The following is a 24,583-nucleotide window of genomic DNA, read 5'->3' as shown; positions in this document are numbered from 1 at the left end:
CGCCTCCTACCCCGACCGGGACACCGCCCACGGAGCCACCCAGCAGGTGGTGACCGCCAACGAGCAGGTGATCCACCGCTGGCTCGCCCAGGGCAATGCGTTCCAGTCTCAGGGTCCGGATGCCGACCCGCCTATGACGTGGGCTTCACAGCTTGTTCAGCGTGCACCTCTGCTGGGCCGACACTGCGGGTTTCTGACGAAGTCAGAAAGCTACCCCCGGTCGACCCCGAACTCATAGGCCACTTCCCAGCGAACGTCCGGCACGACGATGTCAGCGGTCTCAACAGGCCGCCCGCCGGTGTCGTAGTACGTTCGCTCGATCTCAAGCACCAAGTCCCCCACGCTGATGCCCAGCAGGTTGGCCTGAGCCTGGGTCGCCCTGGCGGGGCGCGGCACTTCCACCGCGGTCTCGACCTCCACGCCGATGGAGCGCAGGCGCTCGACCACGCCCGCGCCGGCCAGGGGCCCCATTTCGGGGAGCACGATCGGTGTTCCGTCCGTGACGGCCATCGGCTCCCAGGACTCGGACAGTTGGACCGGGCGTCCGTCTGCCAGGAACTCGTACCGGGTGGTCACGCAGAGATCCCCCGGGTCGATGGCGAGCCGCTCCGCGATGGGTTCCGGGGCGGGGACTCGGGCCTGACTGTGCGATTCCCAGGTCCCGGCCTGCCCCCGCTCCCTCATGTCGGCGCGGAAAGGGGAACCTCCTCGGCGTTCGCGGTGTCGTGAGCGGACCATGCGCATCCGTTCGCGCGGCCTGCGGACGTAGGTGCCTGATCCCGCGCGTCCTTCGAGGAGCCCCTCGATGATCAGGCGGTCCATGGCTCGCTGCGTGACGTTACGGCCGACGCCGTACTCCTCGGCGAGCTGTGCCCGTGAGGGGAGGCGGACGCCGACCTCCCACTCTCCCCTGAGGATCCGGGCGCGCAGCGAGTCGGCTACTTCGAGGTACGGCGCCTCTCGAGGCATGGGCTCTCCGATTCCTCCGCGATGCGATGCGGTGGGTCTTTCCGACGACATTGACAAGCTACTGCATCAGGTAGAAGCTACTGGAGTAGAAATACTCTCCGTACTCACAACGTCACAGGAGGTTCTTCGTGTGTTCTGCGAAGTCGCGAGCGGTCGCACTGGCCGCCCAACTCACTGCTCTGGCAGGGAGCGCGGCGCACACCGAAGAGTTCTCCGACCGGATCCGCGTCCGGATCACGCTTCCCCCACACCTCCCTGATGGCCGGCGCCGCGCGCTTCTGGCCGCGCTCGCCGACGCCGACCGATACGGCCACGACGTGACAGCGGACCGCTCGGTCATCTGGGTCGAGGTCGAGGTCGAGGTTGACGACACCGGTGAGAGCGGAGTGACGCAGGACCCGACCACGGCTCGCCCAGATCGGAGTTGACCACATGTCCCACGCGCTCGCTCGCACACTGGACCGCGTCCGAACCCTCTTCGCGCCACAGGGGAAGCACCGTATCGAAGTGCTTTCGTCGCATCCCGCCCCGTGGAGATGGTCCACGGTATGTATCGGCACTGCGGAACCTCCCTTTGATCAACCGCAGGCGGAGATCGCCCCCACGGCCCGCCCCTGGTACACCCCCATCGACGCCACCTCCACCCCCCTCGTCCGCCCCTACCTCGCCGCCCGCGAGCGCGAGGAGGAGGCACGTCTGCAGCAGGTCCGTCGTGACACCCCCTGGTGGGCCACGTACGGCGTCGACCTCGATGCCCGCGACCTCCACGCCTGTCTGGGGGTGGCCTCATGAACGACGAGACGAGTGGCGGGACGAGTGGCGAGACGAGTCACGCACGGCTCCTGCCCTGGACCGGCGCCCATGGACAGGCCTGTCTGCTCGTCACTGACGGGGACGGGGCCGTTTCCCGGATCGCCGACCGGGCCGAGGACGTGCAGCTCGGGCTCGCGCAGAGGCTGTTGGTGCGGGCGCGGGAGGTGGTCGCGATGCCCGAGCTGTCGGCTGGTGAACTGGGTGAGCTGACAGTCCAGTTGGTTGATGCGCTGCACGATGCACTGCTCATCGCCGGTTGCCGGAGTGCTCGTCTCGCATGGGCGGAGCAGTCGGGAGTGCGCGAGCAGGACGGGACACCGGGGGCACGTCCGACCCCGGTCGAGGCCGTCGTCCGGCTGACGCTTCCGGGCCACGACCGTGCCTCCGCCGGCGTCGCCCGACGCCATGTGCGCGACACCGCCAGATCGTGGGGGCTGCCTTCGGGTGCGACGGACGATCTGGAGACGATCACCGGAGAGCTCGTCGCCAACGCGGTGGAGCACAGCGGGAGTCACGCCATCACGATCACGTGCGCACTCTCCGCCCGGTCGGCCACGGTCAGCGTGACGGACGGAGGCGGCGGACGACAGATGCCCGTCGCTCCGGCCGTACCGCCACCTCCGGACCAGGAACACGGACGCGGTCTGCTGATCACCGACGCGCTGGCCGACCGATGGGGAACGCGACGGGCGGGCGGCGAGCTGACGGTCTGGGCCGAAGTCGGCATCGAATCGCTCGACTCGCCGGAAATCGCCGAATGACCCTGGCCGCGCCACGTGCCCGTGAGCCGTCGTCAGGTCGTATCGCGCCCGAACCTGACAACGACTGTGTCGACAAGGTGCAGGCCGCTCCCCGACGAGTATCCGGGTCTGCGCATGACCCCGTACACATCCTCACCATCTCCCGCCGGAGCCTGGCCGGCCGGTCCGCACGGGAGGTAGGCCATCGCGCTCAGCTGGTCTTCGAGGGTGTCGATGACGGACTCGATCCATTGCCGGCGCCCGGGCGCCTGGCCGGGGGGCAGGCGCCATCCGTGACCGTGGCGGACACATTGACGGTCGCGGGGACGAGGTCGTGGCCGGGAGTCCTGACAGCCGTGGTGACGTGCATGCAGAAGGCGCTGTCGATGTCTTGGCTGGTGACTTCGTAGTCACCGGCGTTGCTGTCGCTGACGTTGCCGTCGCTGTCGGTCTCCGTAATGTGTTTCACCGTGGGCGTGACCCCGTGCTGTGGCCCCTTGCCTGACTCGTCGATGAGCTGTGCGATGTCGTCCTCGAGAGGTTCGTCGGCGAAGTAGCCTTTGACGGGTCCGTCGGCGGACTCTGACCGTTTGCCCAGCTCCACAGCCGCTTGCTGCACCGCGTCCCGGAGCTTGTCCTTGTCCCAGTGCGTCTCCGTGTCCAGCCAATACCATCCGATCAGTCCGGCCACCAAGACGCAAAGCAGCAGCCACGCCCCCGCCGGAATGTGGAGCTTTACCTTCGGACGCCGGGACTTCGGCAGGGCTGTGACGCTGCCTTGGTGCCACGGGGGCGAAGGCGGAGCAGAGGCGCCAGGGTCTGTCCACGCGGCGGGAGGCGGGTCGCTCGCAGGGGCAGGGCGCGGCGCAGTTGGATCAGGGGGACGCACCAGGACGAGATTGCCTGCGTTGTTGACCACCCGGCGCTGAGGCCGCGGCATATCGCGCACCGCGAGATCACGTCGTACCTCGTCGAAGAGGTCGTCCAGGCTCAGCTCCACCGGCCCTCGCAGGGCCGCGAGCAGAGCGCCGGTAAACGCCGTGTGCGTCGCGCCTTCGGGCGCGTAGGCGACGGCGTTCGCGGAGGTGGAGGCGAGCGTGTAAGTGCCGGCAACGTCGATCTGCCCGGCGACCGTGCTGTGCCCGCTCGTCATCGCCTCGATGGCCCGTCCGGAGAAGCAGCAGTCCAGCACGAGCACTCGGATCGCCGCCGGGCTGTCGAGCAGTTCCTCCCGCAGGGTTTCGAACGGCAGCGCGGTCCAGCGGATGTCTGCGGCATCGGTGCGGGGTAATGCGAGGTGGAGCCTGCCCCGGTCGTCCACCAGCCCGTGCCCGCCGTAGTACACGAACAGCAGGTCGGTCGCTTCCGTGGCGGCGCGGGCGAGGAGGGCACCCACCTCGCCCGCGGTGGTGGGATCAGCTGCGGTGATGCAATGCTCCACTGGCAGGGAGCCGGTGGCCGGATCGGTGAGCACCTGCCGCAGGTCTGTGAGGTTGGCGCCGATGGCGGGCAGACTGGGCAGACCGGATCCGTCGGCGTGGGTGCCGGTGCCTATGAGAACGGCGCGCGAGCGATCCGGGTCCGGCAACCGCGTCACTGCGGATTTCCCTCCGCTTCATCGCTGTTGAGCATGCGCTCGATATCCCGGGCGAGCGCCTGCGGATCGACGCCCTTGGCGTCCACCTCTACGGTGCGGCCGTCTCGCGTGCTCACCGTGATCCGCATGTCAGAGCGTCGTTGGCCGATCCAGGTGGACAGGCAGTTGGCGAGCACCGCGCCCATACCTCCGGACCCGACGGCCACCGCAAGCGCATCCAGCGCTCCGCCCATCTCCCCCGGAGCGATCGGGGACTGGAATGCCCGCACCCTGCCCCGCAGTCCGTCCTCATGACGCAACCAGTCCCTCAAAGAGCGCAGTTCGTCTTCCGAACCTGATACGCGCAACCACAGTTCCCGTTCGCCTTCGCTCATCACAAGTCCATCCTGGCCCATGTTCCGTCCCGTCAGTCCCGGACTACGGAAAAGTGGATCAGCGAGGTCGGAGGGTGGACATACGGGCCAGGAACTGTCCACGACCGGGCGACGCTTGATCCCGGCGTGCCCCTCAAAGACGACTGCGGTCCGTACACGGCTGCGACTTCGCCCCGTGCGCCGTGATCATCACGCGATTCCGTCTCTTGCCGGCCGCCATGAACACCAGGCCCCGCAAGGGCGGCTAGCGGGGTGTGTCTAGGCCCCTTCCACCGTCGTCAGCCACAGCTTCACGTAACGTTCCACGTCGACGCCCAACGCCACGTCCACCAGGGGCTGTTCGCGGTGGCCCTCGTGGATCTCGGACTCGCCGGGGCGTGGGCGGCGGTCGACGATGGTCTGGCCGCGGGCGGGGCCGGAGGTCAGGTTGACCTCGACCGGGAGGGGTTCGGTGGTGATGCCCGCCGGGTCGACGACCGAGCAGACCGCGCCCGCGTCGCCGAGGCCGCCCGTGGGGGTGGGGTCGCCGGAGGTGGCCGGGTCGCGGTGGGCGAGGAGTTCGCCGGCCAGCCGGAGCCGGGGTTCCGAACTGGCGCGCAGCCGCTGGACGTCGGCGGCCGGGACGAGAACCTGCTTGAACACGTCGAGGCCGTACATGGTGATCGGTACGCCCGCGGTGAGCAGGACCGCCGCCGCCTCCGGGTCGTGCCACACGTTGAACTCCGCGACCGGTGTGGCGTTCCCGGTGGCCACCGCGCCGCCCATGAACACGATCCGCTCGATGTTGCGCACCACCTCGGGGTGGGTGCGCAGCAGGAGGGCGATGTTCGTCAGGGGCGCCGTCGGGATGAGCGTGACCGGGCGCGGGGAGGCGAGGATCTCGCGGCGCAGCAGCGTCACCGCGTCCACGTCCACCGGGACCCGGGTCGGCGCGGGCAGCCCCAGGTCGCCCATCCCGTCCTCGCCGTGCACATGCCGGGCCGTGCGGAGGGGCTCGATCAGCGGGCGTTCGGCGCCCCGGGCGACCGGTATCCCGGGGGCACCCGCCTGTTCCAGCACGGTCAGGGTGTTGCGGACGACCCCGTCCACGTCGGTGTTCCCGGCCACGCAGGTCACCGCGCGCAGGTCGAGCGCGGGGTGCCGTACGGCGAACAGGAGGGCCAGGGCGTCGTCGACACCGGTGTCGCAGTCGATGATCACCGGGATGGGCTGACCGGTCATGGCTGGATCCTCTCGCCGGGCTGGAAATCCGACCTTACGCAGCCGAACTCACGCAGCCGAACTCACACAGCCGACCTTACGCAGCCGAACTTACGCGCCCCACGTCCGCGACCGGGGGCCCGGCCTTACGCGGCGTCCGCCCACAGTTCCGCCCCGCGATCACCGACCCGGGCGGCGATCCGGTCCAGCAGCTCCTGGACGGGCACCGCTCCGGGGCGCCTGCCGTCCCTCAGCCGTACGGCGGCCAACGCGTCGTCGGCCTCCCGTTGCCCGATCACCGCCTGGTACGGCACCAGCCGCGCCGCGCGGATCCGGGCGGCGAGAGTGCCCTCGCCGGGGCTGTGGAGTTCCGCCCGCAGCCCCCGGGCCACGGCCTGCCGTACGACCTCGTCGGCCTGCTCCTCCTGCGCCTCGGCCACCGGCAGCACCGCCAGCTGCACGGGGGCCAGCCAGGCCGGGAACGCACCGCCGTGTTCCTCGATGAGGTGCGCGACCGCCCGTTCCACGCTGCCGATGATGCTGCGGTGCACCATGACGGGCCGGTGTTTCGCCCCGTCGGCGCCGATGTAGTGCAGGTCGAAGCGTTCGGGCTGGTGGAAGTCGATCTGGACGGTGGAGAGGGTGGACTCACGGCCGGACGGATCGGTGATCTGCACGTCGATCTTGGGGCCGTAGAAGGCGGCCTCACCCTCGACGGCCTCGTACTCCACGCCGGACGCGTCGAGCACCTCCCTCAGCAACGCGGTGGCCCGCTGCCACAGGTGCGGGTCGGCGACGTACTTGCCGCCCTCGCCGGGGAGGGAGAGGCGGTGGCGGGCGGCTCGGATGCCGAGGTCGGCGTAGGCCCGGCCGATCAGCTCCAGGGCGGCCCCGGCCTCCGCCACGGCCTGGTCCAGGGTGCAGAAGATGTGGGCGTCGTTGAGCTGGATGGACCGCACACGGGTCAGGCCGCCGAGCACCCCGGACGGCTCGGAACGGTACATGCCGCCCAACTCCGCGATCCGCAAGGGTAGTTCGCGGTAACTGTGGGAGCGGGAACGGTAGATGAGCGCGTGGTGGGGACAGAGGCTGGGCCGCAGCACGACCTCCTCCGCGCCCAGCGCCATCGGCGGGAACATGTCGTCGCTGTAGTGGGACCAGTGGCCCGAGATCTCGTACAACTCCCGCTTGCCGAGGACGGGCGAGTACACGTGCCGGTACCCGGCGGCGCGCTCGGCCTCCCGGACGTACTCCTCCAGGGCGTGCCGTACGGCGGCCCCGTCGGGCAGCCAGTACGGCAGCCCCGCGCCCATCAGCGGGTCGGTGTCGAACAGGTCGAGATCACGGCCGAGTCGTCGGTGGTCGTACACGGTGGGCTCTCCTCACGGTCGCCCGGACCGAGCACCCACACGACAAAGCCCCGGGGCACTCGCCCCGGGGCTCGGAAACTGACTCGTTGATCAGCGCGCCGGGACACTGTCCGGCGTCGTCGTGGAAGACGGGCGTACTGCGTGGGCGCGCTGCATGCGGGGACGGTAACAACGGGGCGGGGGCCCGGCAACGGGATTTCGGCCCACCTCGGGCTCCCCGTCGGGGCAGCGGGCCGGTCCCTCACCCGGACGGCCCGGCTCGCTGGTGGAGCGTCGGCGGGGGTGGTGCCGTAAGAGGGCGTACTCGACCTTGGACGCCGCCCCAAGGAGGCACCCCCGTGACCCCGTCCCCGGCCCGCGCCCGCTCCCTCGCCGCCTCCGCTCTCGCCCTGGGTGCCCTCCTCGGCACCGCCTCCTGCGACGCCCTCAGCACCCCGCCCACCGCAGAGAAGCCCGACTACGCCGCCACGACCGCCGCGCCCACGGCGTCGCCGGGCGGCACCCCCGCGCTCACCCAGGCGCAGGCGCAGGCCGCCCTCGTCACGGCGGCCGACCTGGGGGAGCAGTGGACGCCCACGCAGGGAGTGGCGACCTGGCACGACGGGTTGCTGAAGGCGACGGCCCAGCGGCCCGACTGTCGGCGCCTGCTCGACACCCTCTACGCCGAGGACCTGTTCGGCGCGAACACCCGCGCCCATGCGGTGATCGGCCTCGACGACGTCTGGAACGGCTCCCAGCTGCGCTATCAGGTCGTCACCCAGAGCCCGGCCGACGTGGACCGCACCGTGGCCTGGCTGAAGACCCTCCCCGCGAAGTGCGCCGAGTTCACGGTGACCACGGCCCACGGCACTGTGCAGAACGTCCAGGTCACCGACGCGGGCCTGCCGGGGGTGGGGGACGCGCGGCAGGGGCTGCGGATCACCCTGTCGGGCGCGACGTTGAACGACGAACCGGTTCTGCTCACCCTGGACGTCGCCGTCGTCCGGGTCGGCGACGACGCGATCGGGCTCACCCACGGCGGCCTCGGCGACGTCTCGCCCGACGTCACCCAGGCTGCCGTACAGCTGGGGGCCCAGCGCCTGGCGGAGGTCCGCAAGACCGGACGGGCACAGATCTGATCCCGGCCGGCGCCAGCGCCGGGGTCTGTCGCAGCAGATACTCACGATTCACCGTCGATGCTCGCGATCCCCCGTCGATGCTCGCGATTCACCGTCGACACTCGCGGTCGCCCGTCGATGCTCGCGATTCACCGTCGGCACTCGCGGTCGCCGGTCACCGGTTATGGCGGTCGCCCGTCACCAGTCCCGGTCGAATCTCTCCCGGTGCGCGACCACGTCGCGCGCCGCCTCCAGGGCGGTGCGGTCGTGCGCGAAGGCGTGGGCCCGCAGCCGGGCCAGCGCCTCCTCCGAGGCGACACCGAGCTGCGCCATGATCATGCCGATGGCCTGGTGGACCTCGTCATGCTCGGTGGCCAGGCCGCTCAACCAGGGTTCCTCTCCTCCATAGCCGTTCTCCTCCCCCCGGGGCAGCGCCATCAGGGCCGCCGTCATGACGTCGGCGACGAGCTGAGCGGTGCGCACTTCCTCGGCGGTGAGCCCGCCCGGGGCACGTCGGTAGAAGTCGATCGTTCCCACGCACACGGCGTCCTGTGAGAGGGGGAGCGAGTACACGGCCTGCACCCCGGCGGCCGTCGCCTGTTGGGCGAAGACCGGCCAGCGCAGGGCGTCCCGCCCGTCGGTGAGGTCGGCGGCGAGCACCGGGGCGCCGGTCTCGGCCGCGTACGTGCAGGGTCCCTCGCCCAGGGTGGCCTGGACCTCCGAGAGGTGGGCGGCCTGGTCGCTGCTCGCGCTCAGCTGGATGGGCATGCCGTCACTGCGCAGCGACACGCTCGCGCCGACGACCGGCAGCAGCTCGACCGCGACCTCGCACAGCCGTCCGGGGATCTCCACGGGTGCCGCGCCCCGCACGCATCCCGCGATCGCGTCGGCCGCCCCCACCTGCTCATGTTCCCGGCCCTGTTCCGGTGCACGGTTCTGCTCGTGAGGGGCGTGGGGGTCGGTCTGCCCGGGATCGCCGCCGCTCGACGCGCCGGACGGACCGGGCTCGTCGCCCTCGGGGGTCCTGGGCCGCACGCCCACCGCCTCCTTCGATCAGCGCGGCCATCGTCGTCCGTGGTCTCCCGCTGCGGGCGCATCCGAGGCAGGGTCACCAGTCGTGGCGCCCGCGCGGGGCGCAGCCCGACTACCCTTCGCCCGAGGGGCGAAACACACCGCGCGCACGGTGAGCCGCGGGCCGACGGGACGGGCTGTGCGCCGTCCCGGTCATGTCACACCGAAGGCTGCGCGGGCGCGGGTCCCAGGGTGGTCGTCCCGGGGGCCGTACGGTGCCCCAGTCCCGTCCGGTAGGCGTCCAGCGCCGCCTCCACGCGTCCGGTACGTCGCAGCAGGTCTCCCAGCAGCCGGCACAGGTCCGCCAGGTCACCGGCGGCGCCCGCGCGTTCCAGCAGGCTGAGCGCGCGGACGTAGTGCTCCTCGGCGGCGTCGGTGTCCCGGGCGTCCTCGGCGATGATGCCGAGGAGACGATGGGCGGCGGCGGAGTGCAGGGCGCCGCGTTCGGGGCTGAGGTCGCTGAGCACGTCGTGCAGCAGGGCGGAGGCCTCCTCGGACTTGCCGCGCCGGTGCAGTACGTCGGCGAGCTCGACGGCGGCCTGGCTGGAGTAGAGGGCGGCGCGGCGGGCCGAGAGCATGGTGAGCGCCTGCCTCAACTCGTCCTCGGCGCGCTCCAGTTGGCCGTTCTGCGCGTACACGTAACCGCGCATCCAGTGGCAGTTGGCCAGCTCGGTACGGAGTTGCAGCTGCCGGTACAGCTCGGCGGCCTTGGCCAGTGAGGCGTCGGCCTCGGCGACCCGGCCCTCGGCGATCAGGGTGCGGGCGACGGCGCGGTGCATCCGGGCGACCAGGGCGGGGTCGCCGGACTGCGGGGCGAGGGCGAGGGCGAACTCGGCGGCCTGGGCGGCCCGGGCGTGCGCGCCCATGTCCATGTACGGGCCGATGACGCTGGCGTAGAGGAGGAGCAGGGCGTCCGGGTCGTGCAGGCCGGTGCGGTTGAGCTCGTCGATCGTGGACTCCAGCAGGTAGACCGAGTACCGGAGTTCACCCGCCAGGTAGTGCGACACGGCCCGGCCGCGCAGGGCCGGGACGCGGACCGGTAACGGGACGTCCCCGAACGCCTCCCCGGCCCGCTCGAAGTAGCGGCGCCCCTCGTCCAGCTCGCCGGTCTCCAGGGCGCATTCGCCGAGCCCGAGCAGGGCCGCGGCGCGCATCTCCCCGAGGTCGAGCGACTCGGCCTCGGCGAGCAGGCGGGCGTACTGCTCGGCGGCGGCCTCGGCCTCCCCGGTGGCGAGGGTGCGCTGGGCCTCGGTGAGCCCGAGCCGCATCTCGGTCACCAGCCGGGCCGGCCGACCGGTCGCCAGTTCCTCGAAACCGACGCCGAGCCGGTCGGAGAGATGCCGGAGCGCGTCGTCGGAGGGGCGGACCCGGCCGGCCTCCAGGGTGGAGATGTACGCCGGGGTGTAGGCGGGCTCGGCCAACTGTTTCTGGGTCAGCCCGCGTTCCACGCGCAGCAGCTGCACCCTGCGCCCGATCTTCACCGGGTCGTCGCGCTCCGACATCGCCCAACTCCCCTTGTCCCTCTTGCCGTTCACCTCTGACAGCCCCTAGGTTAAACGGCGTATTAAGCGTGCTTAAGTTGTCGCTGAGCTGTTCTGCGCTGTTGTGAGCTGTCGTCGCTGCGAGGTCGCCGTGCTTGAACGCCCCAGCACCACCCGGCGTTACACCCGAGGCGTGGCTGCGGCCGTGATCGCGGTCGCCGCCCTGGTCCTGGCGGCGAACGCCGGCCCGGCGCGGGCGGTGGAGCCGACGCAGGTCCAGGGACAGCATGCCGCCCCTGACACGGACCCGTCCGCCCGTTCGACAAGTCAGCGGTCGTAATCGGTTCTTTCACCGAGCCCGGGCCCAGATCTGAGCCCGGGCCCGGGCCCGGGCCTGGCCTGCCGGGCCTCGACCGCCGTGGTACGGATCAGAGCTGGAACTCCGCCGGCGACACCCCCAGTGCCGCGCAGGCCTCCCTGAGGACCGTCTGCTCGGCCTGGGAGAGGTGGCCGTCGGCGCCGGCGATGACGATGCCGGTCTGGATCACCGCGCGTGCCTCGGTCGGCTTCTTGGCGGCCTTGGCGATCTCCTGCATCGCCTCCGCCCTGCCCTGCTGGAAGTCCCGGGTGAGCTGGCTGACGTGCTTGTGGAAGCGCTGCCGCAGCTGCTCCGGCGGGAAGTTCTGCAGCACCTCGTTGCGGAGGATCAGCGACTCCACCTGCTGCTGCTCGGTCGCGTCCACGTGCCCGTCGGCGGCCGCGACCAGCGCGCACATCGCCATGCTCGCGTCCCGGTAGGCGCCGCTCTTCAGCTCGGTCTTGAGCGTGCCGAGCTGCGTCTTCAGCACTCCGACCAGCTGGGCGCGCGAACCGCCGGACCCCGCGCCGCTCCGCCCGCCGGTCGTCGGGCCGCGCCCGCCCTGAGACTGCTGCAGTGTCTTGGCCTGGTCCTTGAGCTTGTCCCACAGCGGCATTGCCGTCACCTCGGTCGTAGTCGGAGCCATCACCCGACCAACGGCCGCCCCAAGGTAAAGGTTCCACAAAGCCCGCCCGTTCCTCCCGAAGGGTGACCGGCGCCGGGCCCTGCTAACTCTGTGTCTGCAGCTGCCGCAGCTGGCGGTGGATGTTCTCCAGCGCGCCCTGCCGACGCCCGGGCACCCGGCCCCGCAACTCCGCGAGCAGGGAGCCGAGTTCACGAGCGGCCGCCAGGTCGCGGATCTGGCTCCACTGGTGGTGGGCCCGGTCGACGGCCGCCTCCACGGCAGGCGAGTCGGACGTCTGCCCAGCGGTCAGCCGAGCCCCGGCCACCGCCAGCCAGGTACGGCAGCTGCGCACCGGATCACCGGCGAACATCGCCAGGTCCGCCCGCACCTCCGCCCAGTGCAGGGCCTGCTCGGAGCCGGGCCCATGCGCACGCACGGCGGCCTGCTCGTGCTCGGCGGCGAGCGCGTCGGCGTCATGGTGCCGACCGGACTGGACGGCTTCGGTGATGTAGGCGTGGGGGTCGTCGTCGGCCGTTCCCGGACGACGGTCGGGGGTTTTCGGCGCGGCGTCGGGGTCCGGGCGCCGGTCGGGTGCTTTCAGCTGGTCGTCAGTGACGGGGGGCGGGGCAGAGGCAATCAGCCCGTCGTCAGCGTCCGATCGCCGGTCCCGGTCCGCTGCCCGCAGCCCGTCCTCAGCATCCGGTCGCCGGTCAGGTGCGGTCACTTCCAGCCCGTCCGGCGTTTGAGGACGAGGCCGTTCAGGCCGATACGGGGGTCTGGGGGCGGAGCCCCCATAGGCCGGCACCACAACCTGCGGCGCCGCAGGTGAAACGGGCACCTCGCCCGCCGGGGCCGGCACCACAACCTGCCGCACCGGAGGAGGAACCGGCACCCCGCCCCCAGGAACCGGCACCGTCACCACCAGGTCCCCGTACGCCTCGCTGCCCAGCCGGGCCAACGCCTGCTGATGCAGCTCCAGCAGGTCGGGCCGACGCCCGCTGCGCAGGATCGTCGCGATCGCCTTCATGTACGCCGGCGCCGCCACCGTCCGCCGTGACGGCGGCGGCGCGATCCGCCCGTACACCGCGATGCCCCTGCCGCAGTCCAGGGGGTTGGCCCGCAGCCACGCCCAGGTCTCCGCGTCCGCGTGCAGATCGAGGAACAGGGCCGTCGACCCGGGCGCGCGCAGCCGCAGTTCCTCGCGGATCCAGTGCCAGGGGAAGGCGGTGTAGCGGGCGGTGGACGTGGTGGTGCGGGCCAGCGCCAGGTGCGGCAGGTGCTGACGGCGGTCGAGCAGGAGCTGGCCGGTGAGGAACACGGTCAGCGGTCCGGGCGCGGTCGCGGCGGCCCGCAGGCGGGTGAGGACGGCCTGCGGTTCCAGCGGGTCGGCGAGCTCGACGACGTTCGCCGTGTCGGTCCCCGACAGCACCGCGGGCGACACCGCCGCCAGAACGGGAAGCACGGACGCCGCGTCCACCAGACAGCCCTTGCCCACCGGTGCGGCGGCGAGCAGCAGCACGGTCCCCGGCATCGGTCCCTCCCCATCCCCCGTCGATCACGTACCTCAGCACCGTAACCGCTGCGGCTGCAAAGGAGGACCTCAGGACTGCAAACGTCCCTTTCGGGCGGTCTCCCGCCGGACGTCAAGCCGGCCGCTTCCCCGAATTGAAGCGTCCCGCCGACTTGCCAGCGCCTGTCTCCAGGTGTGCTCTGGAAAGGCGGGCGGGGCGAGGAGAGAGGAGCCCCCTCATGACTCATGCGGCACCCGCGTCCGGCGGCACGCGCGGAACACTCAGCATCCGCAGAGCCCACGCGAGGAACCGGATGGTCAGGCCGGTTCACACGCCCGACGTCTTCGACGAGCGGGTCCACCGGATCGCACGGGTCGCGATCCCGGTGGCGCTCGGACTCGTCTACGGCTACTGGGCCGCGGCCAACCGACGCGCCGGCGGCCCCATCACCGGCTGGAACATCCTGTTCGGCTTCATGACCGCTCTCGCGTTCATCGTGCTGTGCCTGGCGGTGGCGACCTGGGCCCCGCTGCTGAAGCGCGAACTGCACTCGGGCGTGAAGTCCGCTTTCGCGGGCGCGTCCATCGGCTTCCTCTACAGCCAGAGCGGCGACAGTGTCCTGCGCTCCGCGGTCCTGGGCCTGCTGGTCGGCGCGGCCATATACGTCGTGTTCTTCTACCGCTACTACACACGCGAGGACGCGGAGGGCAACCGCGTCCGCTGACTGGCGCTGTGCCCCTGCAACACGACGTGAGGCAAAACCACGTTGGTCAACACCACGTTGGTCGACACCACGTGGGCCAACACCACGTAGAGCAACGCCACGTGGACCCCGGCGATACGGCCGGGGCCCACGTGCTTCCCTCATCCCTCCACTCACCGGCCGACCAGGACCAGGTCCCGGCCACCCGACGAGGTTCCGGCGACGCTCTCACGGGGCCACTTTCTTCCCCTCACATCCAGGAAACACCCGTTCGGGCGAACCCTCCACCGGAGGGCGGACTCCCCAGCTCCGCCAAGGGTCGTGGCGGGCCACCGGCCCGTTCGGGGCGCGCTCCGCACCCCGGATGCAGTCACCCGGCTCGCGGCTCACGTGCCCCGGGTCTTGCCTGGAAGGGTGCTCATACCTCTCCGCAACGCCCTGTCGGCCGCGCTGATAGCCGTGGCCTGTCTCCTCGTGCCGTTCGGCGCGCTGGCCGCCTGGGCGACGTACGGGCTGGCCGACACGGGCCGGTACGTCAGCGCGATGGCGCCGCTCGCCTCCGACCCGGCCGTGCGGGACGCCGTCGCGGACGAGGTCGGCGCCGAAATCACCCACGAGGTACGCATAGCCCGGTCGATGCGCCCCTTCGTCAAGGACGCGGTCCGCTCGTTCACCCGCACCGAGGCCTTCCGGACGGTCTGGGACTCGGGCAACCGGGCCGTCCACGACGCGGTGCTGCGGGCGGTGCGCGAGGGCGACGAGCACGCGGTGATCGTGGACCTCGCTCCCGTCACCGCGCAGGTGAAGGAGCAACTGGCCGACGCCAACATGCCGTTGGCGCGGCGCATCCCGGTCCGCCACACCGAGGTCGCGGTGCTCCCCGCCGCGGACCTGGCCCGGCTCCGGAAGGGGTACGACGTGCTCGACGTCGCCGCTTTCTGGCTGCCCGCCGGGGCGGCCGTCCTCGCCGTCGCCGGGATCGCCGTCGCGGCCTGCCGCCGTCGCGCGGTCACCGCGACCGCGCTCGGCACCGCGCTCGGCGGCGTGCTCCTCGGCGTCGCGGTCGCGATCGGCCGCCGGCTCACCCTCGCCGACCTGCCCGATCCGGCCCACCGGCCGGCTGCCGGCGCGATCTACGACGCCCTGACGGCCACCTTGCGCACGGTCTCCTGGCTGCTGATGGCGCTCGGCCTCACGGTGGCCCTGGCCTGCTGGCTCACCGGCCGCTACGGCCTCGTAGCGCGACGTCGGCGAGCGTCCGCAGCGCTCGCCGCAGATCCGGCTCGGCGGCCGACCCGAGTGCGAGCCTGACCGCGTCCGGGGTGCGGCTGGGATCCACGGCGAAGGCGGGCCCCGGGGTGACGGCGATCCCGTGCGCCGCCGCGGCGGCCGTGAAGGTGTCCGCGCGCCACGGGGCGGGCAGCTCCCACCAGGCGTAGTAGGCGCGCGGATCGGACCGTATCCGGAAGCCGTGCCCGTGCAGCTCCCGGGCGAGGATCCGCTGCCGGTGCGCCGCGTCCGCCCGCTTCGCGGCGACCAGCCGGGTGACCGTGCCGTCCCCGGCCCAGCGCACCGCCGCCTCCAGCGCGAACCGCCCCGCGCTCCACCCGCCGGACCGCACGGCGGCGGCCACCGCGTCCACCCGGTGCGGCGGTACGACGAGGAAGCCGACGGTGAGGCCGGGCGCGACCCGCTTGGAGAGACCGTCGACGACATGGGTGAGAGCGGGCGCGTGCACGGCCAGCGGGGTGCCCGGACCGGCTAGGAAGGACCAGACGCGGTCCTCGACGACCGGGATCCGCAAGGCGACGATCGTGGCCGCGAGGTGGCGCTTGCGCTCGTCGCTCGTGGTCAGGGACGTCGGGTTGTGCAGGGTCGGCTGGAGGTAGAGGGCGGACAGCGGCGTGGCGCGGTGGGCGGACGCGACGGACTCCGGACGGACACCTTCCGCGTCCGAGAGCAACGGCACCAGCGTGATGCCGAGCCGGGCCGCGATCTCCTTGACCATGGGATACGTCAGCGCCTCGACGCCGACCCGGCCGCCCGGCCTGACCAGGGAGGCCAGGGCGGCGGCGATCGCCTGACGGGTGTTCCCGGCGAACAGGAACTGGTCGGGCGCGGGACGCCAGCCGGGTCCGGTCAGGACATCGGCGGCGGCCTCCCGGGCGGCGCGGATGCCGGTTGCGGCGGCCGGACGGAGCGCCTCGGTCAGCACGTCGGGCCGGAGCAGGGGCGCGAGCGTCGGGGCCAGCAGTTCCGACTGGCCCGGCGCGGACGGGTAGTTGAGCTCCAGGTTGACCGGAGCGGACGAGATCGGTTCGGTCAGCGCCCGGCCCGTGGGCGCGGCCGGAGCCGCCCGCACGAATGTCCCGCGCCCCACCTCGCCGACGACCAGTCCCCGGCGCACGAGTTCGCCGTAGACCCGCCCGGCCGTGGACCCGGCGATCCCGCACCGACGGGCGAACACCCGCTGCGGGGGCAGCCGTTCACCGGGCGCGAGCCGTCCGGCGGCGATGTCGTCGGCGAGCCGGTCGGCGATATGCCGGTAGTCGTTCATCAAGTCCCCTCATGTCCCCCGTGGAGCTGTCCCGGCTGATTGCACCGAGAGCAAAGATCTTATTGCACCGAGGAGTTGGGGCGCCCTAAGGTCACTCACATGACCTCTTTCCAGGAGTTCCTCGCATATGACGACAAAGGCTCCGATTCCTCCCTGGCTCCCCTGGTTCTGGTCCACGGTCATCCCTTCGACCGCACGATGTGGGCCCCGCAGATCGCGGAGTTCTCCGCCACCCGCCGGGTGATCGCCCCCGACCTGCGCGGCTACGGCGCCTCCCCGCACACCCCAGGCGTCACCCGCTTCACGCACTTCGCCCAGGACATCGAGGAGTTGCTGGACCACCTCGAGGTGGAGACCTTCGTCCTCGCCGGGCTCTCCATGGGCGGCCAGATCGCGATGGACGGCTACCGCCGGTTCGGCGACCGGGTCCGCGGTCTGGTCCTCGCGGACACCTTCCCGGCGGCGGAGACCCCGGACGGCAGGCGAACGCGCAACGCGATGGCGGACCGTCTCCTCGAGGAGGGCATGCGGGGGTACGCCGACGAGGTCCTGGACAAGATGGTCGCCCCGTACGCCGATGCCGAGGTCAGGGCCCACGTCCACCGCATGATGACGTCCGCGCCCCCGCGCGGCGCCGCGGCCGCCCTGCGGGCCCGCGCCGAACGCGCCGACCAGCGCGACCTGCTGACCCGGGTCACCGTCCCCGCGCTGGTCGTGGTGGGCGCCGACGACACCTACACCCCGGTCTCCGACGCCCAGGACATGCACGCGGCCCTCCCCCACTCCACGCTCCGGGTCATCGAGGGCGCGGCCCACCTGCCGAACCTGGAGCGCCCCGCGGAGTTCAACGAGGCGCTACGGGAGTTCCTGGCGCGGGTGGACGCCACCTCGTAGCCTCAGGACGGTGAACGACCAGCGGGGACGGCGACTCGGCGGCTGGACCGCCGCCCTGCTGTTCGCCGGGGTCAGCGTGGTCGTCGGGTGCCGGGCCGCCGACACCGACGGCATCACCCCCGTCCCCCAGCTCCTCGCCTTCCTCCCCTGGCTGCTGGCGCCCGCCGGACTGGGTCTGGCCCTCGCGCTGCTCGCCCGGTGGTGGACCGGGGTGGTGTGGGGGGTCGTGGTCCTGGGAGCGCTGGCCTGGTTCATCGAGCCGTACGGCAAGACCTCCGTCCCCGGCGGACCACCACTCGCCACGTTCCGCGTGCTCACCTCGAACGTCGAGTTCGGGCGGGCCACCACCGCCCTGGTCGCCGCCGTCCGCCGTGAGCGGCCGGACGTGGTGTTCGTGGAGGAGTGCGAGTACACCTGCGACGCCACCCTGCGGCGGGACCTCGCCACCGCCTACCCCTACCGGCGGGCCGCGGCCGCGGGCGGCTCGAAGGGCTCCGTCATCCTCAGCCGCTTCCCCCTGGAGGGCACCGACGGCGTGCCCGGCACCATGGGCATGCCCGGGGCCCTCGCCGACGTGAACGGGCACCCCGTACAGCTGCAACTCGCGCACCCCATGCCCCCGCTGCCCGGCCAGCTCGACCTCTGGCGGCGGGAGCTGGGCGCCCTGCGCGACTTCGCCGCCGACCGCGCGGACACCCCGACCGTCCTGGCCGGCGACTTCAACGCCTCCCAGGACCACGCCGCCTTCCGCCGCGTCCTCGACACCGGCCTGCTTGACACCGCCCGCCTCGCCGGAGCCGACCGCACCGCCACCTGGCCCGCCCGCACCGCGCCCACCCTCGGCGCGCAGATCGACCACGTCCTGGTGTCCGAGGACTTCTCCGCACGCGACGCCCGCCTCCTCGACCTGGCCGACACCGACCACCGGGCCCTGATCGTCGAGGTCACGCTGCACGGGCGGCAGTGAAAGAGAGGTTGCACGGGCGGCAGTGAAAGAGAGGGGGCGGCCCCACGACGGGCGCCACCCCCTCTCGCACGTCACACGCCGATGTCGTCACCGTCCGCGCGCCACACCGCCACCACCGCGGGGCGGACGATCTTCCCGGGGCCGTCGGGCCAGGCGCTGGCCGGCTTCTCCACGGTGGCGCCGCTGATCTCACCCGGGTGCTGTACGGACACCAGCACCCGCCGGTCCTGGACGATCGGGCCGCAGGTCTCCGCGCCGACCGGCATGGTCAGGAACTGCTTGAGCTCACCGCGCCGTTCGCCCTTCGTGGCGACACCGAAGAGGCCGTCGTGGGAGCCGAGCTGGGCGCCGTCGGTGGATATCCACAGGTTGCCGTGCGGGTCGAAGGCCACGTTGTCCGGGCAGGAGATCGGGGAGACCTTGTCCTTCGGGAAACCGGCGAAGTACGTCGCCGGGTCCTTCGGGTCGCCCGCCACCAGGAACAGCGTCCAGGCGAACCGGGTGCTGTCGGCACGGTTCCAGCGTTCGGTGAGCTCCAGGATGTGCCCGTGCTTGTTGGCGTTGCGAGGGTTCGCCTCGTCGACGGGGGCGTTGGCACCGACACCGCGGTTGGTGTTGTTGGTGAGGGCGACGTACACCTTGCCGGTGTGCGGGTTCGGCTCGATGTCCTCGGGCCGGTCCATCTTGGTCGCGCCGACCTTGTCACCGGCGAGCCGGGTGAAGACGAAGACCTCGTCGGCGGTCATGCCCTTGACGTGCGAGACGGCACCCTTGCTGGTCGCGGTGGCCAGCGGGATCCACTCACCGCCGCCGTCGAACTCCCCGTCGGCGGGCAGCTTGCCGCTCCCGTCGATCTCGACGGCGGGGGAGTCGCCGGTGAGCCGGGCGACGTACAGCGTCCCCTCGTCGAGCAGGGAGAGGTTGTGCTCGCGCACCGCCCTGGACGTCCCGTGCTTCATCTTCTTGCTGCCGACGAACTTGTAGAAGTAGTCGAAGCGCTCGTCGTCACCGGTGTAGACGACCGGACGCCCGTCGTGCGTGAGCCGCACGGTCGCGCCCTCGTGCTTGAACCGGCCCAGCGCGGTGTGCTTGCGGGGCGTGGAGTGCGGGTCGTACGGGTCGAGCTCGACGACGTACCCGAAGCGGTGCGCCTCGTTCGGCTCCTGGGCGACGTCGAACCGCTTGTCGAACCGTTCCCACTTGCGCTCGCTCGCGCCCGTACCGATGCCGTAGCGCTTGTCCGTGTCCCGGCTCGCGTTGGCGAAGTACTGGTTGAAGTTCTCCTCGCCGTGCAGGGTCGTGCCCCACGGGGTGGTCCCGCCCGAGCAGTTGTTGAGGGTGCCGAGGACCTTGCGGCCGGTCGGGTCGGCGGACGTCCTGAGCAGCGCCGACCCGGCGGCGGGCCCGGTCAGCCGGAACTCGGTGGTGGCGGTGACGCGCCGGTTGAGGTGGTGCCGGGGCACGGGGGTGAGCCGTCCGCTCCTCCGGTCCTCCTCCACGACGACGGCGGACAGCCCGTGAGCCGCCCAGGCGATCTCGACCTGCTCACGGGTCGGGGCGGCGGCGTCGTACCCACGGAACATGAGCACCTCATCGGTGTACTCGTGGTTCGCGACGAGCACCTGCCGTCCACGCTCGCCCGGCAGCGGCAGCAGCGCGAGGAAGTCGTTGTTGTACCCGAACTGACCGGCCTGGGCGGCGGCGGTCTGCTTCTGCGGGTCGAACGCGGGCGCACCGCGCAGGATGGGCTCGCCCCAGCGGATGACCACGTTCTGCCGGTAGCCGTCCGGGATGGTCACGGCATCGGCGGTGTTCGGCGCGACGGCGGTGAACCGCAGCCCACGCGCGCCCTTGCTTCCCTTGCTGCCCTTGCTGCTGTTGGTGCCGCTGGTGCTGTTGGTGCCGCTGCCGCTTTCGGCCGCCGCGACCGGCGAGGCGAGAGCGGCCCCCGCCGCACCGGCCACGGTGACGACGGCGGCGCCCCGCATCATCGAGCGACGGCTCAGCGCACCGGCGATGACATCGCCCACGTACGGGTTGGCGGAGGTGTTGGGCGCCGGATGGAAACAGGCGTCACCACACCGGAAACGGCACGTCAGGGCGGACCGCCCGCCAGGATGCGCATCGGACGACGTGGAGTTCGTGATCAACGGCAACTGCCTACGCACTTTGCTCTCCCCTTGCTTCCCCTTGAATCCAGCGTTACGGACGGTAGGGGCGCGTCCGTGCGGGAACGGGGCGTGGCGATGAACGACGGGTGAACCTGAGGTGGCTGTAGGTCGGTCGCCGGTGACCGGATGTGAGCCTTGACGCCGGCGGCACCATGTGGGCGGACCCGGCCTAAGATCGGCCACAAGGGCCGCTAACCTTACGTGTCCGTCCTGGCCAGGGATTGACGGGCTACAACTCACGCGAAGGGTTGCGCACATGGGCATTCTCACTCTCCTGCGGAATGCGTTGGGCAGGTCCCGCAAGGGGCGGACCGCCGATGCAGAGGGTGCGGAACGGACTCCTTCGCAGGAAGCCGAGCAGATTTCCGCACCGGAGGCGGACCGGGCTCCGTCCCAGGAGACGGTGCCTTCAGCGCCGTCTCCGGCGACCGACCCGGCCCCCGAGCAGCGGCCGACGGCCGCCACGACGACACCGGCACCGAAGCCGGCGGAGCCCCGCAGGTCCCGGCTCACCGCGCAGGAAGAGCACGACCTGGTCGCCGCCGCCTTCGACAACGTCGCCGTCCCGAAGCAGGACGCCCCGACGCCGGCCACCCAGGCACCCTCCGCCGACCGGCCGACGCCGACGAAGACAGCGACCTCCGAGGAAACGCCCGCGGAGAAGCCGGACACGGCGGAGCCGACGGCGAAGGCGGAGCCGGTCGCCGAGGCGGAAGCGAAGGCTGAGCCGGAGCCGGTCACCGAGGCGGAAGCCAAGCCCGAGACGAAGCCCGCCGCCGAAGCGGAAGCAAAGGCCGAGACGAAGCCCGCCGCCGAAGCGGAAGCAAAGGCCGAGACGAAGCCGGAGCCGGTCGAGGCAGAACCGGCGGCAGAGCCGGTCGCCGAGGCGAAGCCCGAGCCCGTGGCCGAGACGAAGCCGGAGCCGGAGCCTGAGCCTGAGACGGAGCCCGCCGCCGAGACGGAAGCCAAGGCCGAGACGAAGCCGGAGCCGGTCGAGGCAGAACCGGCGGCAGAGCCGGTCGCCGAGGCGAAGCCCGAGCCCGTGGCTGAGACGAAGCCGGAGCCGGTCGAGGCAGAACCGGCGGCAGAGCCGGTCGCCGAGACGAAGCCCGTGGCCGAGACGAAGCCGGAGCCGAAGGCTGAGACGAAGCCCGCCGCCGAGGCGGAGCCGAAGGCCACCGCCGAAGTCGCTCCTCAGCCCGAGCCCGAGCAGAAGGCAGCGGTAGAGACCGCCGCCGAGCCTCCGGCCACCAAGGACGCGGAGCAGCCGCAGCCGCAGGAGTCGAGCGCCGAGGTCACCGCGGAACCGACCCCCGAGCCCGCAGCCGCGGCCGCCGACGGCGAGGACGCCCCACAGGGGCCACCCGCAGCCGACGACGAACCCGTCACGGGTGGTGCGGGTGGGAACACCCCGGCCGAAGGCGAAGCCGAGGCCCCGGCCGAGCCCGCAGCCGCGGCCGCGGCCGCCGACGGCGAGGACGCCCCACAGGGGAACACCCCCGCCGAAGGCGAAGCCGAGACCGTCCCCCCAACCCTCCGCACCGCCTACACCGCCGCCGCCACCACCCTCACCGCCAAGAAAATCACCGGCACCACCGCGAAGGTCTACCTCGTCCTCGACCGCTCCGCGTCCATGCGCGGGTACTACAAGGACGGCTCCGCCCAGGCCCTCGCCGAGCAGACCCTCGCCCTCGCCGCCCACCTCGACCCCGCGGCCCCGGACGCCAAGGTCCACGTCACGTTCTTCTCCACGGAGGTGGACGGCACCGGCGAGCTGACCCTCACCGACCACGACAACAAGATCGACGAGCTCCACGCGGGCCTCGGCCGCATGGGCCGTACCAGCTACCACGTCGCGGTCGCGGAGGTCCTCGCCCACCACGACAAGGAAGCCCCCGGCACCCCCGCCCTGGTCGTCTTCCAGACGGACGGCGCCCCGGACGCGAAGACCCCCGCCACCCAGTCCCTCACGGACGCGGCGGCCAGCCACCCCTCGGTCTTCTTCTCCTTCGTCGCCTTCGGTGAGCACGACAACAAGGCCTTCGACTACCTCCGGAAACTGAAGACCGACAACACGTCCTTCTTCCACGCCGGCCCGACCCCCCGCGAGCTCACGGACAACGAGCTCTACGAGGGCGTCCTGGCGACCTGGCGCCCGTAACCCAGCGCCGTAACCCGCCACCACACCCGTACGACAAGCGGCCGCCCCCTTCCCACCCGTAAAACGGGAAGCGGGCGGCCCACCCATGTCGGCTACGATTTCAAGGTTCGTAAGACGACCCGACCTGGGAGCAGCCCCCGATGGCTCGACACCTCATCACCAGCGCCCTTCCGTACATCAACGGAATCAAGCACCTGGGCAACATGGTGGGGTCCATGCTCCCGGCGGACGTGTACTCCCGGTACCTCCGCCAGCGCGGCCACGACGTGCTCTACATCTGCGCGACGGACGAGCACGGCACCCCCGCCGAGCTGGCCGCGAAGGAGCAGGGCATCCCCGTAGCGGAGTTCTGCGCGCAGGCGCACGAGGCCCAGAAGGCGGTCTACGACGGCTTCAGCCTGGCCTTCGACCACTTCGGCCGCAGCTCGTCCCCCCAGAACCGCGAGATCACGCAGGAGATCGCGCGCGAGCTGAAGACGAACGGGTTCATCGAGGAGCGGGCCATCCGCCAGGTGTACTCGAACGCGGACGGCCGCTTCCTGCCGGACCGCTACATCATCGGCACGTGCCCGCACTGCGGCTACGACAAGGCCCGTGGCGACCAGTGCGAGAACTGCACGCGCGTACTCGACCCGACGGACCTCATCGAGCCCCGTTCGGCGATCAGCGGCAGCAGCGACCTGGAGATCCGCGAGACCAAGCACCTCTTCCTCCTCCAGTCCGCGCTGGCCGGCGAGGTCGAGTCGTGGGTCGACGAGCGCGCCGACAACTGGCCGGTGCTCGCGTCCTCGATCGCCCGCAAGTGGCTCACCGAGGGCCTGCACGACCGCGCGATCACCCGCGACCTGGACTGGGGCGTCCCGGTCCCGGCCGACACCTGGCCCGACCTGGCGGCCGACGGCAAGGTCTTCTACGTCTGGTTCGACGCCCCGATCGAGTACATCGGCTCGACGAAGGAGTGGGCGGACCAGGACCCGGCCAACCGTGACTGGCGTTCGTGGTGGTGGGAGTCGGACAAGGACGTCCACTACACGCAGTTCATGGGCAAGGACAACGTCCCCTTCCACAGCGTGATGTTCCCGGCGACCCTGCTGGGCACGCGCGCGCCGTGGAAGAAGGTCGACGTCATCAAGGCCTTCAACTGGCTGAACTACTACGGCGGCAAGTTCTCCACCTCGCAGCGGCGCGGTGTCTTCACGCACGACGCCCTCGAGATCCTCCCCGCCGACTACTGGCGTTACTTCATGATGGCGAACGCCCCCGAGTCGGACGACTCGTCCTTCACCTGGGAGCACTTCACGGCCACGGTGAACAAGGACCTGGCGGACACCCTCGGCAACTTCGTCAACCGCGTCCTGTCCTTCTCCCGCAAGCGCTTCGGCGACGACGTCCCGGCGGGCGGAGAGCCCGGCGAGGCGGAGGCGAAGCTCGGCGAGCAGATCACCGAGCTCCTCGCCGAGTACGAGTCCCAGATGGAGGCCATCCAGTTCCGCAAGGCGGCGGCAGCGCTGCGCGCCCTGTGGTCGGCGGGCAACTCCTACCTGGAGGAGAAGGCTCCCTGGCTGGAGATCAAGACCAACCCGGAGGGCGCCGCCCTGACCCTCCGCACGGCGATGAACCTCATTCACCTGTACTCGGTCATCTCCGAACCCTTCATCCCGTCCTCGGCGAAGGTGATGCGCTCGGCGTTCACCCTGCCGGACGACACGGCCGCGTGGGTCACGCCGGACGAGGCCCGCGCCCTGCCCCTGGTCCCGGCCGGAACCCCGTTCACGGTCCCCCCGGTCCTCTTCGCCAAGCTGACGGACGACGACCTGGCCGCGTACAAGGAGCGTTTCGGCGGCGAACCGGCGTAGCCGGCCGGAAGAACGAAGGGCCCGGGAAAGGCGCCACCGCGCGCCACTTCCCGGGCCCCTGCCGTACC

The 24,583-nt window shown here is 71.6% G+C and carries 22 protein-coding genes; 11 read left to right on the top strand and 11 right to left on the bottom strand.

Going from position 1 to position 24,583, the window contains the following annotated elements; all coding sequences use genetic code 11:
* Positions 1–210 precede the first annotated feature (210 nt).
* Positions 211–969, bottom strand: a complete 759-nt coding sequence (locus tag ACFYRY_RS28915; protein WP_389151813.1) for a GntR family transcriptional regulator — start codon at positions 967–969, stop codon at positions 211–213.
* Positions 970–1,097: 128 nt separating this feature from the next.
* Here ACFYRY_RS28915 and ACFYRY_RS28910 point away from each other — a divergent pair, with 128 nt between their 5' ends.
* From ACFYRY_RS28910 to ACFYRY_RS28900, 3 genes are all read left to right on the top strand, one after another.
* Positions 1,098–1,397: a hypothetical protein gene (locus ACFYRY_RS28910; protein ID WP_389151810.1), complete on the top strand. Its 300-nt coding sequence runs from the start codon at positions 1,098–1,100 to the stop codon at positions 1,395–1,397.
* 79 nt (positions 1,398–1,476) lie between these two features.
* Positions 1,477–1,761 carry a hypothetical protein gene (locus ACFYRY_RS28905; protein WP_389151807.1) on the top strand — a complete coding sequence of 95 codons (285 nt, stop codon included), beginning with the start codon at positions 1,477–1,479 and terminating at the stop codon, positions 1,759–1,761.
* On the top strand, positions 1,758–2,543 hold the full coding sequence (locus tag ACFYRY_RS28900) for an ATP-binding protein (RefSeq protein ID WP_389151804.1): 786 nt from the start codon (positions 1,758–1,760) through the stop codon (positions 2,541–2,543). Before ACFYRY_RS28905 ends, ACFYRY_RS28900 begins: the two co-directional genes overlap by 4 nt.
* A 190-nt stretch (positions 2,544–2,733) precedes the next feature.
* On the opposite strand, the gene ACFYRY_RS28895 is transcribed toward ACFYRY_RS28900, so the two are convergent.
* The 4 genes from ACFYRY_RS28895 to thrS all read right to left on the bottom strand — a co-directional run bounded on the left by ACFYRY_RS28895 (position 2,734) and on the right by thrS (position 7,063).
* Positions 2,734–4,119 carry a caspase domain-containing protein gene (locus ACFYRY_RS28895; RefSeq protein ID WP_389151801.1) on the bottom strand — a complete coding sequence of 462 codons (1,386 nt, stop codon included), beginning with the start codon at positions 4,117–4,119 and terminating at the stop codon, positions 2,734–2,736.
* The gene (locus ACFYRY_RS28890; RefSeq protein ID WP_389151799.1) at positions 4,116–4,493 is read right to left on the bottom strand and encodes a hypothetical protein; all 378 of its coding nucleotides are present in this window, start codon (positions 4,491–4,493) and stop codon (positions 4,116–4,118) included. The genes ACFYRY_RS28895 and ACFYRY_RS28890 overlap by 4 nt, the downstream gene beginning before the upstream one ends.
* Positions 4,494–4,751: 258 nt before the next feature.
* Complete coding sequence (locus tag ACFYRY_RS28885; protein WP_389151796.1) at positions 4,752–5,714, bottom strand: nucleoside hydrolase; 963 nt, start codon at positions 5,712–5,714, stop codon at positions 4,752–4,754.
* A gap of 125 nt (positions 5,715–5,839) precedes the next feature.
* Entirely contained in the window at positions 5,840–7,063 is a 1,224-nt protein-coding gene (thrS, locus tag ACFYRY_RS28880) for a threonine--tRNA ligase (protein ID WP_389151793.1), read from the bottom strand.
* 338 nt (positions 7,064–7,401) lie between these two features.
* Here thrS and ACFYRY_RS28875 point away from each other — a divergent pair, with 338 nt between their 5' ends.
* Positions 7,402–8,181: a hypothetical protein gene (locus ACFYRY_RS28875; RefSeq protein WP_389151790.1), complete on the top strand. Its 780-nt coding sequence runs from the start codon at positions 7,402–7,404 to the stop codon at positions 8,179–8,181.
* 177 nt (positions 8,182–8,358) lie between these two features.
* On the opposite strand, the gene ACFYRY_RS28870 is transcribed toward ACFYRY_RS28875, so the two are convergent.
* Together ACFYRY_RS28870 and ACFYRY_RS28865 are read right to left on the bottom strand one after the other, a co-directional pair.
* On the bottom strand, positions 8,359–9,195 hold the full coding sequence (locus tag ACFYRY_RS28870) for a GAF and ANTAR domain-containing protein (protein ID WP_389151787.1): 837 nt from the start codon (positions 9,193–9,195) through the stop codon (positions 8,359–8,361).
* A 194-nt stretch (positions 9,196–9,389) separates the two neighbouring features.
* Complete coding sequence (locus tag ACFYRY_RS28865; RefSeq protein ID WP_389151784.1) at positions 9,390–10,733, bottom strand: tetratricopeptide repeat protein; 1,344 nt, start codon at positions 10,731–10,733, stop codon at positions 9,390–9,392.
* 130 nt (positions 10,734–10,863) lie between these two features.
* Between ACFYRY_RS28865 and ACFYRY_RS28860 the strand changes: the two genes are divergently transcribed.
* Positions 10,864–11,052 (top strand): hypothetical protein, encoded by a 189-nt coding sequence (locus ACFYRY_RS28860; protein WP_389151781.1) that lies wholly within the window; start codon positions 10,864–10,866, stop codon positions 11,050–11,052.
* Positions 11,053–11,140: 88 nt separating this feature from the next.
* Here the strand turns inward: ACFYRY_RS28860 and ACFYRY_RS28855 are convergent, their stop codons facing one another.
* The gene (locus ACFYRY_RS28855; RefSeq protein WP_389151778.1) at positions 11,141–11,686 is read right to left on the bottom strand and encodes a tellurite resistance TerB family protein; all 546 of its coding nucleotides are present in this window, start codon (positions 11,684–11,686) and stop codon (positions 11,141–11,143) included.
* A 112-nt stretch (positions 11,687–11,798) separates the two neighbouring features.
* Positions 11,799–13,226 (bottom strand): hypothetical protein, encoded by a 1,428-nt coding sequence (locus ACFYRY_RS28850; RefSeq protein ID WP_389151776.1) that lies wholly within the window; start codon positions 13,224–13,226, stop codon positions 11,799–11,801.
* Positions 13,227–13,444: 218 nt separating this feature from the next.
* Here ACFYRY_RS28850 and ACFYRY_RS28845 point away from each other — a divergent pair, with 218 nt between their 5' ends.
* Positions 13,445–13,930, top strand: a complete 486-nt coding sequence (locus tag ACFYRY_RS28845; protein ID WP_389151773.1) for a hypothetical protein — start codon at positions 13,445–13,447, stop codon at positions 13,928–13,930.
* A 393-nt stretch (positions 13,931–14,323) separates the two neighbouring features.
* Positions 14,324–15,220 (top strand): hypothetical protein, encoded by an 897-nt coding sequence (locus ACFYRY_RS28840; protein ID WP_389151770.1) that lies wholly within the window; start codon positions 14,324–14,326, stop codon positions 15,218–15,220.
* Here ACFYRY_RS28840 and ACFYRY_RS28835 read toward each other — a convergent pair.
* Positions 15,126–16,466, bottom strand: coding sequence for a PLP-dependent aminotransferase family protein (locus ACFYRY_RS28835; protein WP_389151767.1), 1,341 nt, complete (start codon positions 16,464–16,466; stop codon positions 15,126–15,128). The two genes, ACFYRY_RS28840 and ACFYRY_RS28835, sit on opposite strands and share 95 nt — an antisense overlap.
* Before the next feature lie 99 nt (positions 16,467–16,565).
* Here ACFYRY_RS28835 and ACFYRY_RS28830 point away from each other — a divergent pair, with 99 nt between their 5' ends.
* Both ACFYRY_RS28830 and ACFYRY_RS28825 read left to right on the top strand, forming a co-directional pair.
* Positions 16,566–17,360 carry an alpha/beta fold hydrolase gene (locus ACFYRY_RS28830; RefSeq protein ID WP_389151764.1) on the top strand — a complete coding sequence of 265 codons (795 nt, stop codon included), beginning with the start codon at positions 16,566–16,568 and terminating at the stop codon, positions 17,358–17,360.
* 10 nt (positions 17,361–17,370) lie between these two features.
* Positions 17,371–18,327, top strand: coding sequence for an endonuclease/exonuclease/phosphatase family protein (locus tag ACFYRY_RS28825; RefSeq protein WP_389151761.1), 957 nt, complete (start codon positions 17,371–17,373; stop codon positions 18,325–18,327).
* Positions 18,328–18,398: 71 nt separating this feature from the next.
* Here the strand turns inward: ACFYRY_RS28825 and ACFYRY_RS28820 are convergent, their stop codons facing one another.
* Positions 18,399–20,495, bottom strand: a complete 2,097-nt coding sequence (locus ACFYRY_RS28820) for a PhoX family protein (protein ID WP_389151758.1) — start codon at positions 20,493–20,495, stop codon at positions 18,399–18,401.
* 259 nt (positions 20,496–20,754) lie between these two features.
* On the opposite strand from ACFYRY_RS28820, the gene ACFYRY_RS28815 reads away from it, so the two are divergent.
* Positions 20,755–22,659: a VWA domain-containing protein gene (locus ACFYRY_RS28815; protein WP_389151755.1), complete on the top strand. Its 1,905-nt coding sequence runs from the start codon at positions 20,755–20,757 to the stop codon at positions 22,657–22,659.
* A 140-nt stretch (positions 22,660–22,799) separates the two neighbouring features.
* Positions 22,800–24,515 carry a methionine--tRNA ligase gene (gene metG, locus ACFYRY_RS28810; protein ID WP_389151752.1) on the top strand — a complete coding sequence of 572 codons (1,716 nt, stop codon included), beginning with the start codon at positions 22,800–22,802 and terminating at the stop codon, positions 24,513–24,515.
* Positions 24,516–24,583: the final 68 nt, after the last annotated feature.

Origin of the sequence: Streptomyces sp. NPDC005263 (assembly GCF_042872365.1) — a bacterium.
GTDB lineage: Bacteria > Actinomycetota > Actinomycetes > Streptomycetales > Streptomycetaceae > Streptomyces.
The sequence above is the reverse complement of the archived record's forward strand: the minus strand, read 5'-3'. Positions and strand labels throughout refer to the sequence as shown.

What these genes read in the sequence shown, in the direction of transcription:
- ACFYRY_RS28890 (WP_389151799.1), bottom strand. Translation starts at nt 4,493, where the DNA reads ATGAGCGAAGGCGAACGGGAACTGTGGTTGCGCGTATCAGGTTCGGAA.
- ACFYRY_RS28915 (WP_389151813.1), bottom strand. Translation starts at nt 969, where the DNA reads ATGCCTCGAGAGGCGCCGTACCTCGAAGTAGCCGACTCGCTGCGCGCC.
- ACFYRY_RS28835 (WP_389151767.1), bottom strand. Translation starts at nt 16,466, where the DNA reads ATGAACGACTACCGGCATATCGCCGACCGGCTCGCCGACGACATCGCC.
- ACFYRY_RS28865 (WP_389151784.1), bottom strand. Translation starts at nt 10,733, where the DNA reads ATGTCGGAGCGCGACGACCCGGTGAAGATCGGGCGCAGGGTGCAGCTG.
- metG (WP_389151752.1), top strand. Translation starts at nt 22,800, where the DNA reads ATGGCTCGACACCTCATCACCAGCGCCCTTCCGTACATCAACGGAATC.
- ACFYRY_RS28830 (WP_389151764.1), top strand. Translation starts at nt 16,566, where the DNA reads ATGACCTCTTTCCAGGAGTTCCTCGCATATGACGACAAAGGCTCCGAT.
- ACFYRY_RS28815 (WP_389151755.1), top strand. Translation starts at nt 20,755, where the DNA reads ATGGGCATTCTCACTCTCCTGCGGAATGCGTTGGGCAGGTCCCGCAAG.
- ACFYRY_RS28885 (WP_389151796.1), bottom strand. Translation starts at nt 5,714, where the DNA reads ATGACCGGTCAGCCCATCCCGGTGATCATCGACTGCGACACCGGTGTC.
- ACFYRY_RS28845 (WP_389151773.1), top strand. Translation starts at nt 13,445, where the DNA reads ATGACTCATGCGGCACCCGCGTCCGGCGGCACGCGCGGAACACTCAGC.
- ACFYRY_RS28900 (WP_389151804.1), top strand. Translation starts at nt 1,758, where the DNA reads ATGAACGACGAGACGAGTGGCGGGACGAGTGGCGAGACGAGTCACGCA.
- ACFYRY_RS28850 (WP_389151776.1), bottom strand. Translation starts at nt 13,226, where the DNA reads ATGCCGGGGACCGTGCTGCTGCTCGCCGCCGCACCGGTGGGCAAGGGC.
- ACFYRY_RS28855 (WP_389151778.1), bottom strand. Translation starts at nt 11,686, where the DNA reads ATGCCGCTGTGGGACAAGCTCAAGGACCAGGCCAAGACACTGCAGCAG.